The organism is Azospirillum cavernae, assembly GCF_003590795.1.
Classification (GTDB): domain Bacteria; phylum Pseudomonadota; class Alphaproteobacteria; order Azospirillales; family Azospirillaceae; genus Azospirillum; species Azospirillum cavernae.
Map to the genome: position 1 here is coordinate 471,691 of NZ_QYUL01000002.1, position 15,417 is coordinate 487,107.

Sequence of the window (15,417 nt, forward strand, 5' to 3'; positions counted from 1 at the left end):
TCATAAACTCAAACCGACGCATCGACTGAGTTTGACTTTCAGAACAAGGAGGCTGGAGACAATGGTCAGGGGTGATGTGCCCGCGCGATCAACTCGGCGTACCAGCGTGACGACGCTTTGGGCGTGCGTTTCAGCGTGGCGAAATCGACGTGGATCAAGCCGAAGCGTTGGCCGTAGCCGCTGCCCCATTCGAAATTATCCAGCAGCGACCACAGGAAATAGCCGCGCACGTCGGCGCCTTGCGCCATCGCGTCGCGCATCGCCGCGTTGTAGATGGTCAGGTAATTGATGCGGTGCGGGTCGTTCACCGCGCCGTCGGCCTCCACCACGTCGCTGCCGCCGCAACCATTTTCCGTCACCACGATGGGCAGCCGGTAGCGGCGCTGGATGGTCAGCAGCTCGTCGCGGAAGGCGTCGGGGAAAATCGCCCAGCCCACGCCGTGGGTCGGCGAATCCGGCGGCGCGTCGCCCCAGCCATAGCCCCAGACCCGCGACGGGTCGGCCTTGGCGAAGATCGGGCCGTAATGGTTCAGGCCGAACCAGTCGGTCGGTTGGGCGATGCGCGCCATGTCGCCCGCCTGGACGTAGGGTTCGATGTGTTCGGCGGTCTGCGGCGGGTAATGGCCGAGGATCTGCGGATCGCAGAACACCAGATTCCAATGCTCGTCCAACAGGGCCGCCGCCGCGCGATTGTCCGCCGTGTCGGTTTCCGGGATGACGATCTGCCGGTTGTGGATCGCCCCGATGGAGGCGTCGGGAACCAGCGCGCGCAACACCGCCACCCCGTCGCCATGGGCGAGGTTGACGTGGTGGATGGCGCGCAGATGCTGGGCGCGGTCGACGATGCCGGGGGCGGCCCATGGGATCGCGTAGCCGAACAGGGTGAAGACGGAAAATTCGTTGAAGGTGATCCAGCGCTTCACCCGGTCGCCGTAGCGCTTGGCGCAGAGCGCGGCGTAATCGGCGTACCAGCCCGCGCAATCGCGGCTCGACCAGCCGCCCAGATCATGCAGGGCCTGCGGCAGATCCCAATGATACAGGCACAGCCACGGCTCGATCCCGGAGTCCAGCAGGCGGTCGATCAGCCGGTCGTAGAAATCCAAGCCCGTCTCGTTCACGGCCCCACGCCCGCGCGGCAGCACGCGCGGCCACGCCACCGAAAAGCGGTAGGCGTCCACCCCCAGCCCCTTCATCAGGGCGACGTCCTCCTCCCAGCGGTGGTAATGGTCGCAAGCGACGTCGCCGGTGTCGCCGCCGACCACGCCGCCCTGGGTGCGGCAGCGGATGTCCCACACGCTGGGGCCGCGCCCGCCTTCGGCGGCGGCGCCCTCGATCTGATAAGCCGACGTGGAGACGCCCCAGACGAAACCGGGCGGATAGGGGTTCGTCGTCATGCGTCCTCCCGGCTGGGGGCTTTGGATAAGGGGGCGGTCAGGCGATGGTGTTGATGGCGCGGCAGCGGGCCTCGAACCCGTCGGAAATGAATTCCGGGCGCTTGTAATAGCCCTTCATCCAACTGGCGAGCAGGCACAGCTCTTCCAGCTTCACCAACTCGTCCAGCGTGCCTTCGGGGAAGCGGATGCCAAAGCTCTCGGCGATGATGTCCAACAGCTCCTCCACCTTGTCGATGGTCAGGCCGATGTCGGTTTCCAGCGTCGCGTTCCGAGTCAGCAACGCTTCATCAATGCCGTAATCGTCGCGAATGAGTTTCACGATCCAACGGAACATGTGCATCCAGTTGGAGATGCCCTCGATCGATTTGCTCATCACGACACTCGTTGCGGTTCCCGGAGGGGAAGGGCGTTTGAGAGAACGGGGTCAAGCAGGTTTTCCGAACTCCGCCCACACATGGGCGGGCTCGGAAAACCTGCAAAACCATAGAGTCCGCAGGTTACTTCAGGCCGGGCCATGTGTGGCCCGATCTGGAGTAACCTGCTTAGGCCGAACGGCGAGGACTATACACGACCGCATCGCAAGAAGAACTCAGGATCATCAGCAATCCCCTGCGCGCAAGGGCAAAAAATTGGTGGACTTTTGCCACCCCAACGGGCGGGTTGGAGTCACCTTGATAGGAATGTTGGGGCGTGTTCCACCTTTTTCGCCGTCAAAGCGTCGGCTTTTGCCGCGTCAACCCGCCGACGGGCCGCGCGCGCCCATGCCGCGCGCCGGGGAATAGCCGCGAATCGCCAGGGCGGCGAACAGCAGGGTGGATCCGGCGACCACGGCCAGCGCTTCGGCTTCGATCTGGCCGTAAAGGGCGAATCGGACCAGCTCGACGCCGTGGGTGAAGGGGTTGAGTCGGCACAGCCACCACAGCAACTCCCCCGCCTCCTCCATCCGGTAAAGCGGGTAGAGGGCGGAGGACAGGAAGAACAGCGGGAAGACGACGAAATTCATCACGCCCGCGAAATTTTCCAACTGGCGGATGGTGGAGGCCAGCACCATCCCCAGCGCCCCCAGCATCAGGCCGTTCAGCAGCAGCGCCGGAATCACCGTCAGCGGCGCCCACAGCGGCAGGGCGATGCCGTAAAGCCGAACGATCAGCAGAAAGGCGGCCACCTGAACCACCGACACCACCACGCCGCCCAGCAGGCGGGCCACCAGCAGAAAACCGCGCGGCAGCGGGCTGGTCAGCAGCACGCGCATGCTGCCCATCTCGCGGTCATAGACCATCGACAGCGAGCCTTGCATGCCGTTGAACAGTTGGATCATGCCGATCAACCCCGGCACGATGTAAACCTCGTAGGGGATGTAGGTTTCATAGGGCGGGATGATGGCGATGCCCAGCGCGGCGCGAAACCCGGCGGCGAAGACGAACAGCCAGACCAGCGGGCGGACCAGCGCGCCGAAGAAGCGTTCGCGCTGGTGCAGAAAACGCAGCATTTCGCGCGCGACGATGCCGTAAAGGGCGATTCCCCAGCCGGTCATGCGGCGGCTCCATCGGCGTTGGGGGCGGCGTTGGGGATGGCGGGACGGGCGGTCAGCCGGTCGAAGCTGTCGGCGATGCTGGCCCCGCCGGTCTGCGCGTTGACCGCCGCCACCGTGCCGCTCGCCCGCACGGTTCCCCGGTGCAGCACGACGACGGAATCGGTCGCCGGGTCGATCTCGTCGATCAAATGGGTGGCCCACAGCACGGCGATGCCGTCTTGCGCGCACAGCGCGTGGACATGCGCGATCAGGCCGCGCCGGGCCGGAATGTCCAACCCAACCGTCGGTTCGTCCAGCAGCAGCAGCGCCGGGCGGTGGAGCAGGGCGCGGGCGATCTCCACCCGGCGGCGGTGGCCGCCGTTCAGCGCGCGGATCTTCTCGCCGCGCCGGTCGGACAGAGCCAGCCGCTCCAACTCCCCGTCGATCCGCCGGTCGGCCTCGGCGCGTGGAATGCCGTGGAGCGCCGCGAAGTACCGCAGATTCTGCGTCACCGTCAGGTCAAGATCGAGGGTGGGTTGCTGAAACACCACCCCCATCCGGGCCAGGGCCTTGCCCGGCTCGCGGGTCAGGTCATGGCCATGGACGCGGACCGTCCCGGCGGTTGGCCGCAACAGCCCGGTGGCGAGCGCGAACAGCGTGCTTTTCCCCGCGCCGTTGGGGCCAAGCAAGACTGTGACGGCACCGCCCGCCGCCCGCAGGCTCACGCCGTCCAACGCCGGAACGCCGGGGCGGTAGGCGTGACGCAGACCCTCGATCTCCAGCGCCGCTTGGGTCATGCCCGGTTGTCCCCCTTACCCCTTGACGGCCACGCCCCAGGGGAAGCGGCCCACCTTGACGGATTTGGTCACGGTCAGGCTGTTGACGTCGATCACCGACACGTCGCCGCTGACGCCGTTGGTGGTGTAGAGCGTCTTTTGATCCGCCGTCAGCGCCATTTGCCAGACGCGGCGGCCCACCAGCAGATAGTCTTTCACCTCATAAGTCTTGGCGTCCACCACGGCGACGTGGTTGGCCGGGCCAAGCGCGACGAAGGCGTAACGGCCATCGTCGGTCAGCTTGACGCCGACCGGCTGGATCTTGTCCTTGGCCACGCCCTTGATCTTGAAGTCGATGGTTTTCTGCACCTTGCGGGTGCTCACGTCGATGACGCTGACCGTGCCGCCGATTTCCGACGACACCCACAAAAGCGAGCTGTCCTTGTTGAACTGGGCGTAGCGCGGGCGGGCGCCGACCAGCGTGTTGTCCACCACGGCGCGCTTTTCCAGGTCGATCCAATGGACCATGCTGGTGGTTTCCGAGGTGCTGACCGCCCATTTGCCGTTCGGGCTGGCGTCCATCCCCTCCGGCTCCACCCCGACATCGACCTGGAAGGCGACCTTGCGGTTCGGCACGTCCACCACGGTGACGACGTTGCTGTCCTCGTTGGCGATGAACAGATTGGTCCCATCCGGCGACAGGGCGAATTGTTCAGGATCCTCGCCCGAGGGCAGGTTGTGCAGCAGCTTCTTGCTGGCGAGGTCGAGCACCTGGACGGCGTGGTCGTCGCTGGCGCAGATGAAAAGCTGCGTGCCGTCTTTGGACAGGGTGATGCCGCGCGGGCGTTTGCCGACCTTGATGGTGTCCGTCACCGTGTTGGTCTTGGCGTCGATCACCGACAGGCTGTTGTCCTTCTCGTTCGACACGTAGATCGTCTGGGCGCTGGCCCCCTGCGCCAGCGCCGCGCAAAACAGGCTGGCCAGCAGGGAAGGGAGCGCGTGGCGGCGGATGGCGCGGGTGGTGGCGCGGGTGGTCATGGCGTTTTCGATCCTCGTGTCTTGCAGAGCGTTTCCGGTTGGTCGAACCCCAGCGTGTCGAGTTCGGTTCGGGGGTGCAGAAAGCCGTCCTGCGGCGACACCGACACGAGCGAGCGGTCGGCGGCCAGCAGCACCGGCTGGCGCAACTGCCCGTCCCAGGCCCGCAGGCTGAAGGGCGTTCCGCGAAAGGCGGACAGGGTGAAGGCGGGGCCGTTGATGGTGGCGATCAGCCGATCCGGGTCGGCGGAACGGGCCTGCGCCGCCGCTTCCCCCACCACGCGGACGGCGGTCCAGGAATTGTGGTCGCGCGCGGTCATCGGGCGCTTGGCCGCCGTCTTGAAGCGCGATTGCAGTTGCGCCGCGCCCCATTGCTCGTGCGTGCGGTGCCAGACGGTGGGAACCAGCCCTTGCGTTCCGGCGACCGGGCGCGGGTCGGTCGTGCGGTAGGCCAGATAATCGCCGAACTCGTCCAACTCGTCGGCGACCACCAGCACGTCATAGGCTTTCACCTGAGTGAAGACGGGGATTTCCGCCTCGGCGGTGCGGTTGACGTCGCTGTCGGCGGTCCAGGTCTTTTCGGCGACGATCTGCGCGCCAAAGCGTTTGGCGGCGCGGCGGATCGCGGCGGCGTACAGCGCGTCTTCCGGGCGGCGGCCCGTCACCAGAAACCAGCGGGTCCAGCGCTTTTTCACCAGATATTGCCCCAGCGCGTCGGCCAGCATGGCGCGGCTTGGCCCGACATTCAGCAGATGCGGGGCGCAGGATTCCGCGCGCAGGGAATCGTCGGGCGCGTTGGCGTTCAGCAGCAGCAGGCGCGCGGCTTCGGGCAGAGCGGACAAGGCGGTTACGGTCGATCCCGGCGCGTCCACCACGATGAAACGCGCGCCGCGTCCGACCAGCTCGCGCAGGGCCGCCGCCGCGTCGCCGTCGGGCGGCACGTCCACTGCGTCCAGCTCGAAGCTCTGGTTCAGGAATTTGCCGGTGGTGGCGTTGTCGGCCAGCGCCAGCCGCGCCCCGGCCAACCCGTCATCGGCGGGCGGCTCGTCGGGGTTGGCGACCGACGGCGGCGGTTCGGGCGTTTGCGACAGATAGCCGATGCGGATGAGATCCGCCGCCGCCGCGCCCGACGCCGTCCCCAGCAGCAGGCTCAACGACAGCGTCAGAGCGGCGCAAAGCCGGCGGGCGGGCGGGGGAGCGGTCATGGCGTCCGTGGCGTGGAAAGAATGGGTGGAGCGAACAATTGGCCCACCACCCTATCGGGCAAAGCCCCCGGTCGAAATGAGACTATGGGAGGATGGACGGGCGTTGGATTGGGCGTCGCGCCGTCTTGTACGAAAGTCCAATTATTCGCTGTGCAAACGAAGGCGTATGGTCGGCGTCCAGACCACGCCGCTCCGGCTTGACGCCCATGGGATTCCCGCGCATGCCCGTTTTGACCCGCCGCCGTCTTCTGTCCGGTCTCGCCGTCGCGGCGGCGGCCCCGCTGGCGCTGGCGGGGCGTCCGTCGCTGGCCCGTCCGTTGGACGACGTGGCGGCGCGCGGGCGGCTGCGGGTGGCGGTTTACCGCGATTTTCCGCCCTTTTCCTTCCGCAAGGACGGGGTGTTGACCGGAATCGACGTCGATGTCGCCGATCTTATCGCCAAGAAACTTGGCGTGCGGTTGGATTGCGCCGATCAGATGGCCGGGGAAACCGTGTCGGACGATTTGCGCGTCGCGGTGTGGCGCGGCAGCCTGTTCGGCGGCGAGATCGCCGACATTATGATGCACGCCCCCTATGACAAGGAATACGGCCTGCGCAACCCGGAGGCCGTGCTGTTCGCCCCCTATCATCAGGAAGGCTTCGCGCTGGCCCGCAACCCGGCGCGCGTCCCGTCGGCGATGCTGGCGACTCTGCCCGATGAGCCGATCGCCGTGGAAAGGGACAGCGTCCCTGATTTCTTCCTATTGGGCCTGCAAGGCGGGCGGCTGCGCAACCGGCTGATCCATTGCCGCACGCCGGAAGCGGCCATGGAGAAACTTCTGTCGGGGGAAGCGTCGGCGGTGCTGGCCCCGCAAAGCCAGATCGAGGCGGCGCTTGGTCCCCGCGCGGCGGAATTCCCGGTCACGAGCGTCATCCTGCCCGGCATGATGGCGTCGCGCTGGAACATCGGCTTGGCGACCAAGGAAAACGCCCGCGACCTCGCCTACGCCGTCGGCGACGCCATCACCGCGATGATCGAGGATGGGACGATGGCGGCGATCTTCCGCCGCTACGGCGCCACCCACACCCCGCCGCCGCTGGTGGACTGACGGACGCGGCGGAAAAAACAACGACAGAAGGGGAGGAATGGCCGATGACCGGATTGTGGACGAACGGCGCGATTGCGGCGCGCGGGGCGGTGGTCGGTCTGGCTCTGTCGGCGGGCGCCGCGCTTGCCGCGCCGCCCGATCCGGCCAATCCCCCCGATCCGCTGGGGTCGGTGATGTGGGAGGCGCTGCGCGACCAGTATTTCGCGGGCGCGCCGGTTCAATTCGACGACCGGGTGAAGGTGCGCGCGCCGCTGGACGCCGAGGACACCCGCGCGGTTCCCATCGCGGTGGACGCCACCGCGCTCGATCAGGTGGTGGAGGTGGCGGCCATCGCCGATCTCAACCCCTTTCCGCTGGTTCTGCGCTATCACCCCATGGGGGCCGCGCCCTACATCGCCACCCGCATCAAGATTCAGCAGGCGACCGCCGTGCATGGCGCGGCGCGCACCGCCGATGGCGTGTGGCATGTGTCCGGCGTGATGGTGGACGCGGCGGGCGGCGGGTGCAGCGCGCCGCCGCTGTCCTACGCCACCAAGGATTGGGCCGACCATGTCGGCGAGGTTCAGGCGCGGGTTTGGCGAACGGATGAGGGCAAAGCCGCGCGGCTGCGGTTGCGCATCCGTCACCCGAATGACACCGGCTTGGTTCCCGGCATTCCCGCTTATTTCGTTGAAAGCCTGAGCGTCCGCGCCCGCCTGGACGGCGGCGTCAGCGGCCCGGAGCTGGCCCGCATCGACAGTTTGGAGCCGGTGTCCGAGGATCCGGTCTTCCTGCTCGACCTGCGCCCGCCGCCGGGAACCACCGCCTTGATCCTGCGCGGGCGCGACAACCAGGGCGGGGAGATTTCGGCGACCGTGCCGCTGCCAGCCCTCATCCCCGCGCCCGACCTGAGCCGGAGCGTCGGCCAATGATCCGCCCCCTTCTGCGCCGTTTGGCGCTGGCCGCCAGCCTTGCCGCTGTGTCCACAGTCGCCCTGTCCACGGTCGCCGTCGCCGCCGGGCCGCTCAGCTATGATCTGACGCCGACGCGGGTCGGTCCCGACACCTATGTGTTCGTCGGCTCGACCGAGCATTTCACCCGCGCCAACGGCGGCAATATCCTGAACGCCGGGTTCATCGTCACCAGCGACGGGGTGATCGTCATTCAGACCGGCCCGTCGCGCCGCTATGGCGAGGAGATGCGGGCCGCCATCCGCCGCGTCACCGACAAGCCGATCCGCAAGGTCTTCATCAGCAACCTGCACCCCGATTATTTCCTGGGCGCGCAGGCCTTCGCCGATGTTCCCATCGCCGCCCTGCCCGGAACCATCGCGGGCATCCAGGAGGAAGGGCACGGCATCGCCGACAACATGTACCGGCTGGTCGGCGATTGGATGCGCGGCACCGAGGTGGTGATTCCGACCGAGCCGGTGTTCGGTTCCACCGTCGTGTTTGGCGATCATCGGCTGCGCTTGATCCCGCTGAACGGCCACACCGCCGCCGATCTGGCGCTGTTGGACGAGACCACCGGCATCCTGTTCACCGGCGGCGTGGTGTTCTGCGACCGCACGCCGACGACTCCGCACGCCGACGTCGCCGCCTGGCTGAAGGAGTTGGACGCGCTCGACGCGCTCGACGACGTCCGTCTGGTCGTGCCCAACCATGGCCACATCCGCCCGGACAAGGCCTGCGTCGGGCAAACCCGTGACTGGCTGATCTGGCTGGACGGCACGCTGCGGGCGGCGGTCGAGGCCGGGCTGGACATGACCGACGCGCTGGAACTGCCGATCCCCGACCGCTTCGCCGGACTGGACGTGCTGCGCGCCGAATACCGCCGATCCGTCGCCCATCTCTGGCCGAAGATCGAACGCGAAAGCCTGCCCCGCGTCCATTGACGTTCGCGGCTGCTACTATCCGACAATTTACCCCGCCAACCGTCCGCCTACACTGCCGATCGTGTGACACGAAGCGGTTTTCCAAAGAACCGCCGCCCTTCACCCGCCGTTCCGCCCGACCCGCCCCGCCGACCCGCACGTCGGCGGACACGGTCGCGCCATGCCCGGACGGCGCCCGCGCAACCGGCCTAAAGCACCACCCGTCTTGGGCACCACCAGTCTTGGGAGGCAACCACACCATGAAGCGTCTGGTATCGAAGCGCCTGGTATCCACATTCGCCCTGGCCGTCGCGATGACCGCCGCCGGGATGACCGCCGCGTCCGCTGGCGGCCCGACCAGCGAGGATTTGCTGAAAAGCGCCACGACCACCGATTCGGTGCTGACCTACGGCATGGGGCCGCAGGCCCAGCGTTTCAGCCCGCTGACCGATCTGAATCCCGACACGGTCAAGAAGCTGGTCCCGGTCTGGTCCTTCTCCTTCGGCGGCGAGAAGCAACGCGGGCAGGAAGCCCAGCCGATCATCTATGACGGCACGATCTACGTCACCGGCTCCTACTCCCGCCTCTACGCGGTGGACGCGCGCACCGGCCACAAGAAGTGGCAATACGACCATCGTCTGCCCGACGGCATCATGCCCTGCTGCGACGTGGTCAATCGCGGCGCCGCCATCCTGGGCGACAAGATTTACTTCGCCACGCTCGACGCCCGTCTGGTCGCGTTGAACCGCGAAACCGGCAAGGTGATCTGGAACAAGAAGCTGGCTGAGTACAAAGAGGGCGCGTCCAACACCGCCGCCCCGATGATCGTCGACGGCAAGATCATCACCGGCAATTCCGGCGGCGAGTTCGGCGTGGTCGGCATGGTCGAGGCGCGCGACGCTGAAACCGGCGAACTGATCTGGCAGCGCCCGACCGTCGAAGGCAACATGGGGACGCTGAAGGGCAAGGATTCGACCGTCACCGGCACGCTGAACGCGAGCTGGCCGGGCGACCTCTACAAGACCGGCGGCGGCGCGACGTGGTTGGGCGGCACCTACGATCCAGAAACCAAGTCGCTGTTCTTCGGCACCGGCAACCCGGCCCCGTGGAACTCACACCTGCGCCCCGGCGACAACCTTTACACGGCCTCGACTCTGGCCATCAATCCCGACAATGGCGAGATCAAGTGGCACTACCAGACCACGCCGCACGATGGTTGGGACTTTGACGGCGTGAACGAGTTTGTCTCCTTCGATCTGAAGAAGGACGGCAAGATCATCAAGGCGGGCGGCAAGGCCGACCGCAACGGCTTCTTCTACGTCATCGACCGGACCACCGGAAAGCTCATCAACGCCTCGCCCTTTGTCAGCAAGATCACCTGGGCCAAGGAAATTGATCTGAAAACCGGCCGCCCGGTCTACAACGACGACAATCGTCCGGGCGCCCCCGCCGAGGGCGAGGCGCACGGCGCCAAGGGCAAATCGGTCTTCGCGGCTCCCGCCTTCCTGGGCGCGAAGAACTGGATGCCGATGGCCTACAACCCGCAGACCGATCTGTTCTATGTCCCGGCCAACGAGTGGGGCATGGACATCTGGAACGAGGCGATCACCTACAAGAAGGGCGCGGCCTATCTCGGCGCCGGTTTCACCATCAAGCCCCTCTATGACGATTACATCGGCGCCCTGCGCGCCATTGATCCGAAGACCGGCAAGATCGTCTGGGAATACAAGAACCCGGCCCCGCTGTGGGGCGGCGTCCTGACCACCGCCGGAAACCTGGTCTTCACCGGCACGCCGGAAGGCTTCCTGAAGGCGTTCGAGGCCAAGACCGGCAAGGAAGTCTGGAAGTTCCAGACCGGCTCGGGCGTGGTCGGCAGCCCCGTCACCTGGACGATGGATGGCGAGCAGTATGTCGCCGTCGTGTCCGGTTGGGGCGGCGCGGTGCCGCTGTGGGGCGGCGACGTCGCCAAGCTGGTGAAGGACATCAACCAGGGCGGCTCGCTCTGGGTCTTCAAGCTGCCCAAGGCTTGATCCCAAGGCTTGATCTCGGCCTGGTTGTAAAGAGCCTTTTGTGAGCATCGCGGCGGGCCGAATTCGTTCGGCCCGCCGCAGCGCATGAAAAGAACAAGAATTAGCCGATAAATGAAAAATCATACCATAGTCCAATTAAGAAAAGACCGTGGCGCTGGTAAATTCTGGACATGATCCTGACCGCTGAAAAGCGACCACGCACGACAAGGAACGCCAGACCGATGAACACCCGGCTTTGCCAGATCGCCGTTGCCGCCTTCTTGATTGGCGCGAGCGCCTCGACCACAGTTTTCGCCCATGGCGACGTCACGCCGCAGGCGGTGGACACCACCGGGCTTGATAAGCTCGGGGCCACATGGAAGGACAGCAACCCCTTTCGGGGGAACCCGCGCGCCATCGAAATCGGCGCGTCGGCCTTCAACCAGAATTGCGCGCGCTGCCACGGGCTGGGCGCGGTGTCGGGCGGCATCGCGCCGGACCTGCGCTATCTGGAAAAGGACGACGCCGGGGACGAATGGTTCAAGGAACGGGTCATCAACGGCTCGATCCGCAACGGTGTGACCTACATGCCGCAATTCGGCGACGCGCTGGGGCAGGAAGCGCTGTGGTCGATCCGCTCCTGGCTCGACACCGTGCGCGCCGACTGACGCCGCGCGCCGACCGATCCGACCGTCTGTTTTTGAAAGGGTTCGTCATGCTTCGCAAAGCCGTTTCCCGCCTCGCCCCCGCCGCGCTGTCGCTCGCCCTTCTGATGGGCGCGTCGGCGGCCAGCGCCACCGACCATTCCGCCCACGCCACGCCCGAACAGGCCAAGGCGCTGGTGGCCGAGGCCGTCGCCTATCTGAAGGCCAAGGGGCCGGAGGAGGCGACCAAGGCCTTCCAGGACGCCAAGGGCGCTTTCCGCCGGGGCGAGCTGTATGTCTTCGTCTTCGACGGGGCCGGGCGCTACGTCGCGTCGGGCGGCAACCCGCGTCTGGCCGGGACCGACGCCGCCAACCTGAAGGACGCCGAGGGCAAGCCCATCGTCCAGGCGATGATCGCCGAGACCAAGGACAAGCCGAACGCGGTGATCGATTACGTCTGGCTGAACCGCCAGACCAACAAGGTCGAGCACAAGCATTCCTACGTCACCCGCGACGGCGGTTACATCGTCGGGGCTGGAACCTACGATGATTGATTGAGTCCGGTCGGATCGGGTGATGACGGCATGAGGATCCTCGCGCGGGCGCGTTGGCTGGTGGGCGTGGCGGCGTTGTTGTTGTTCGCCGTCCTGTCGCTCTGCGTCGGCCCGGCGGGCGCGGCGGATCGGCCCGTGGTGCGGGTGGGCGTGTTGAAGTTCGGTACGGTGACGTGGGAACTCGACACCGTCCGCGCCAACCATTTCGACGACGAGGCCGGGATCACCCTGCAACTGGTCGAGCTGGCGGGCAATCCGGCGACGCAGGTGGCGCTTCAGGCCGAGGCGGTGGACGTCATCGTGTCGGATTGGCTGTGGGCGTCGCGGATGCGGGCGGCGGGAACCGCCCTGTCCTTCATCCCCTATTCGACGGCGGTCGGCGCGCTGGTGGTTCCCAACGGGTCGCCGATCCGAACGGTGGGCGATTTGAAGGGCAAGCGTGTCGGCGTGGCGGGCAGCCCGCTGGACAAAAGTTGGCTGCTGTTGAAGGCGGTGGCGCGCGACCGGCACGGTCTGGCGCTGGAGCGTGAGGCGCAGGCCTTTTTCGCCGCCCCGCCCTTGCTGAACCGCAAGCTGGCCGACGGCGAGTTCGACGCCGTGTTGACCTTCTGGCCCTTCGCCGCGCGGCTGGAGGCCGAAGGCATGCGGGTGGTGGCGAGCGTGGCCGATCTGTTGGCGGCGCTGGGCCTGTCGGCGGAGGTTCCCGCGCTGGGCTACGTCTTCCGCGAAGAATGGGCGGTGAAGAACCCAGCGGCGCTCGCCGGATTCCAACGGGCGACGGCGCGGGCCAAAAGCCTGTTGGCCGACTCTGACTCCGCCTGGGACCGGCTGACTCCGCTGATGCAGGCGGAAAACGAAACCGTGCGCCTGCGTCTGCGCGACCGCTACCGCGAGGGGATTCCCCGCCGTTGGGGCGCGGAGGAGCAAGCGGCGGCGGCGCGGCTGTACACGCTGTTGGCCGGTTTGGGCGGGCGCGATCTGGTCGGCGATTCGCCGGTCATCGCCGAGGGGGTTTTCTGGCCCGGTCCCGCCCCCAACCTCGCTCCATGAGGGTTCCGCGCGCCCTGTTCCCCCTGCTGTCGCTCGCCCTGCTGCTGGGGCTGTGGGAGATTGCCGCGCTTTGGGGCGGCGGGCGCGTGTTGCCCACGCCGGGGGCGGTGGCCTTGGCCTTGGCGCGCGAGGCGGAGAGCGGCGCGCTCGCCCATCATCTGGGCGTCACGCTGCTGCGGGTTCTCGCCGCCTTTGTTCTGGCCCTGTCGGTTGGGGTGGCGCTGGGCGTGCCGATGGGGCGTTCGCCGCTGTGCGACCGGCTGTTCGGGCCGTGGCTGGTGTTTTTCCTCAATCTTCCGGCGCTGGTGGTGATCGTTCTGGCCTATGTCTGGTTCGGCTTGACCGAAGCGGCGGCGGTGGGCGCGGTTGCGGTCAACAAGATCCCCAACACCATCGTTCTGGTCCGCGCGGGCGCGCGAACCATCGACGAGGGGCTGATCGAGATGGCGCGCGTCTACCGCATGTCGCGCCTGGACCGGCTGCGTCATGTGCTGCTGCCCCATCTGGCCCCGACCATCGCCGCCGCCGCCCGGTCGGGGTTGGCGCTGATCTGGAAGATCGTGCTGGTGGTCGAGCTGTTGGGGCGCGGCGACGGGGTGGGGTTCCAGATCAATTTGCTGTTCCAGACCTTCGACGTCGCCGGAATCCTCGCCTACAGCGTCGCCTTCGTCGCCGTCATCCTGCTTCTGGAGTATGGCGTCTTGCAGCCCATAGAGCGGCGCTGTTCGCGCTGGCGGCGGTCGCATGCTGAGGCTTGAGATCCGCTCCAAACGCTTCGGCGCGGTGGAGGCGCTGCGCGGGTTCGCGCTCACCGCCGCGCGGGGGGAGGTGGTGGCCCTGGTCGGCCCGTCCGGCTGCGGCAAGACCACGGCGCTTGGCGTCGTCGCCGGGCTGGACCGTGATTTCGACGGAACGCTGAGCGTCGCGCCCGGTCCCGACGGGCGTCCGCCCCGCATCGGCATGGTGTTTCAGGAGCCGCGCCTGTTGCCTTGGCGCACGGTGCGGCAAAATCTGGCGCTGGCCCTGCCGCGCGCCCTGCGCCGCGATCCCCGGATCGACGCCACCCTGGCGCTGCTGGATCTGTCGGCGTTGGCCGACCGCTTTCCGGGGCATTTGTCGCTGGGCATGGCGCGGCGGGCGGCGTTGGCGCGGGCCTTGGTCGTCGATCCCGATCTTCTGCTGTTGGACGAGCCGCTGGTGTCGCTGGACGAGGTGACGGCCCAGCGGCTGCGGGCGTTGCTGGCGCGGGTGCTGGACGGGCGGCCCAGAACGGCGCTGCTGGTCACGCACAATCTGCGCGAGGCGCTGGCGCTGGCCGACCGTTTGCTGATTCTGGCCCCGTCGCCGGGCCGGGTGGTGGCGGAGATCCCCATCGCCACGCCGCGCGCCGCCCGCGACGACGCCATGGTCGAGGCGCTGCGCGCCGATCTGCTGGCGCGCGCCGACCCTGTTTTTCGTCTGTTGGCGTGACGTGACTCTCAGGGGGAGGGACGGGTGATGGTTGCTGGATGGTTGATCCGGGTCGCGTGCGTGGTTCTGGCGCTGGCGGCGGTTCTGCCCGCCCGCGCCGCGCCGGTGGAGGAGTTGACGGGCTATCGCCTGTCCGATTACCGCGCGCCAACCCCCGCCGGGCTGACGGGCGCGGTGACGCTCGACGCCGACGGCGTGCGCGGCCTGCTGGCGCGGGGGGAGGCGCTGCCGCTGTTCGTCCAACGGCTGGACCGCAGCCCGACCTTGCCCGGCGCGCCTTGGCTGCTGTCAAAGCCCTACCGCCAGATACCGGGCAGCGTCTGGTTGCCCAACGTCGGGCTGGGCGCGCCCGATCCGGCCACTTTGGCGTGGTTCCAACGGCATCTCGACCGTTTGAGCGGCGGCGACCGCGCGCGCGGGCTGCTGTTCTATTGCCTGTCGGATTGCTGGCTGTCCTGGAACGCGGCCAAACGCGCGCTGTCCCTGGGCCACACGCGGGTTTACTGGTTCCCCGCCGGAATCGACGGCTGGCTGGAAGCCGGTCTGCCGAGCGAGGAGGCGACGCCGCTTCCCGGCCCCTAAAGCCCCCTATTGCACCATGGTATCATGGCGGGATCAGGCCCCCGCCCACTAGTATGACGACCGACCAATCATCCTGGTCGGCAACAGTCAGATCGTGGGAGAAACCGCTATGAAGTCCTGGCGCAAACCGAAGACCACCGAGATCGCCGTCGGCACGGAAATCAACGCCTACGCCTGCGCCGCGCTGTAACCACAGCCGGATGATACGGACGCTGTGACCGGCTTTCCGGTTGGAACCGGACGCG

General features: G+C 67.3%; 17 protein-coding genes. 11 read left to right on the forward strand and 6 right to left on the reverse strand.

What is annotated here, in order from left to right; all coding sequences use genetic code 11:
- Positions 1–65 precede the first annotated feature (65 nt).
- The 6 genes from D3877_RS13580 to D3877_RS13605 form a co-directional block, all read right to left on the reverse strand.
- The gene (locus tag D3877_RS13580) at positions 66–1,394 is read right to left on the reverse strand and encodes a GH1 family beta-glucosidase (protein ID WP_119831319.1); all 1,329 of its coding nucleotides are present in this window, start codon (positions 1,392–1,394) and stop codon (positions 66–68) included.
- A 37-nt stretch (positions 1,395–1,431) separates the two neighbouring features.
- Positions 1,432–1,767, reverse strand: a complete 336-nt coding sequence (locus D3877_RS13585) for an acyl carrier protein (protein ID WP_119831320.1) — start codon at positions 1,765–1,767, stop codon at positions 1,432–1,434.
- Positions 1,768–2,127: 360 nt separating this feature from the next.
- The gene (locus D3877_RS13590; RefSeq protein ID WP_119831321.1) at positions 2,128–2,928 is read right to left on the reverse strand and encodes an ABC transporter permease; all 801 of its coding nucleotides are present in this window, start codon (positions 2,926–2,928) and stop codon (positions 2,128–2,130) included.
- The gene (locus D3877_RS13595; RefSeq protein ID WP_119831322.1) at positions 2,925–3,704 is read right to left on the reverse strand and encodes an ABC transporter ATP-binding protein; all 780 of its coding nucleotides are present in this window, start codon (positions 3,702–3,704) and stop codon (positions 2,925–2,927) included. The genes D3877_RS13590 and D3877_RS13595 overlap by 4 nt, the downstream gene beginning before the upstream one ends.
- Before the next feature lie 15 nt (positions 3,705–3,719).
- Positions 3,720–4,721: a YVTN family beta-propeller repeat protein gene (locus D3877_RS13600; protein ID WP_119831323.1), complete on the reverse strand. Its 1,002-nt coding sequence runs from the start codon at positions 4,719–4,721 to the stop codon at positions 3,720–3,722.
- On the reverse strand, positions 4,718–5,923 hold the full coding sequence (locus tag D3877_RS13605) for an ABC transporter substrate-binding protein (RefSeq protein ID WP_119831324.1): 1,206 nt from the start codon (positions 5,921–5,923) through the stop codon (positions 4,718–4,720). Before D3877_RS13605 ends, D3877_RS13600 begins: the two co-directional genes overlap by 4 nt.
- Positions 5,924–6,144: 221 nt before the next feature.
- On the opposite strand from D3877_RS13605, the gene D3877_RS13610 reads away from it, so the two are divergent.
- From D3877_RS13610 to pqqA, 11 genes are all read left to right on the forward strand, one after another.
- Positions 6,145–7,011 carry a substrate-binding periplasmic protein gene (locus D3877_RS13610; protein ID WP_119831325.1) on the forward strand — a complete coding sequence of 289 codons (867 nt, stop codon included), beginning with the start codon at positions 6,145–6,147 and terminating at the stop codon, positions 7,009–7,011.
- A 44-nt stretch (positions 7,012–7,055) separates the two neighbouring features.
- Positions 7,056–7,922 (forward strand): quinoprotein dehydrogenase-associated SoxYZ-like carrier, encoded by an 867-nt coding sequence (locus tag D3877_RS13615; protein WP_119831326.1) that lies wholly within the window; start codon positions 7,056–7,058, stop codon positions 7,920–7,922.
- Positions 7,919–8,884: a quinoprotein relay system zinc metallohydrolase 1 gene (locus D3877_RS13620; protein ID WP_119831327.1), complete on the forward strand. Its 966-nt coding sequence runs from the start codon at positions 7,919–7,921 to the stop codon at positions 8,882–8,884. Before D3877_RS13615 ends, D3877_RS13620 begins: the two co-directional genes overlap by 4 nt.
- A gap of 239 nt (positions 8,885–9,123) precedes the next feature.
- A complete protein-coding gene (locus D3877_RS13625; RefSeq protein ID WP_119831328.1) occupies positions 9,124–10,893 on the forward strand; it encodes a PQQ-dependent methanol/ethanol family dehydrogenase in 1,770 nt (589 codons plus the stop codon).
- Between the two features lie 221 nt (positions 10,894–11,114).
- Positions 11,115–11,540 (forward strand): cytochrome c-550 PedF, encoded by a 426-nt coding sequence (pedF, locus tag D3877_RS13630; protein ID WP_119831329.1) that lies wholly within the window; start codon positions 11,115–11,117, stop codon positions 11,538–11,540.
- Between the two features lie 47 nt (positions 11,541–11,587).
- Positions 11,588–12,070: a cache domain-containing protein gene (locus tag D3877_RS13635; protein ID WP_119831330.1), complete on the forward strand. Its 483-nt coding sequence runs from the start codon at positions 11,588–11,590 to the stop codon at positions 12,068–12,070.
- 30 nt (positions 12,071–12,100) lie between these two features.
- On the forward strand, positions 12,101–13,120 hold the full coding sequence (locus D3877_RS13640) for an ABC transporter substrate-binding protein (RefSeq protein WP_119831331.1): 1,020 nt from the start codon (positions 12,101–12,103) through the stop codon (positions 13,118–13,120).
- Positions 13,117–13,878, forward strand: coding sequence for an ABC transporter permease (locus D3877_RS13645; protein ID WP_119831332.1), 762 nt, complete (start codon positions 13,117–13,119; stop codon positions 13,876–13,878). The genes D3877_RS13640 and D3877_RS13645 overlap by 4 nt, the downstream gene beginning before the upstream one ends.
- Positions 13,865–14,590, forward strand: coding sequence for an ATP-binding cassette domain-containing protein (locus D3877_RS13650; RefSeq protein ID WP_119832438.1), 726 nt, complete (start codon positions 13,865–13,867; stop codon positions 14,588–14,590). Before D3877_RS13645 ends, D3877_RS13650 begins: the two co-directional genes overlap by 14 nt.
- 27 nt (positions 14,591–14,617) lie before the next feature.
- Positions 14,618–15,172 (forward strand): rhodanese-like domain-containing protein, encoded by a 555-nt coding sequence (locus tag D3877_RS13655; RefSeq protein WP_119831333.1) that lies wholly within the window; start codon positions 14,618–14,620, stop codon positions 15,170–15,172.
- A gap of 94 nt (positions 15,173–15,266) precedes the next feature.
- Entirely contained in the window at positions 15,267–15,362 is a 96-nt protein-coding gene (pqqA, locus tag D3877_RS13660) for a pyrroloquinoline quinone precursor peptide PqqA (protein WP_238474879.1), read from the forward strand.
- Positions 15,363–15,417: the final 55 nt, after the last annotated feature.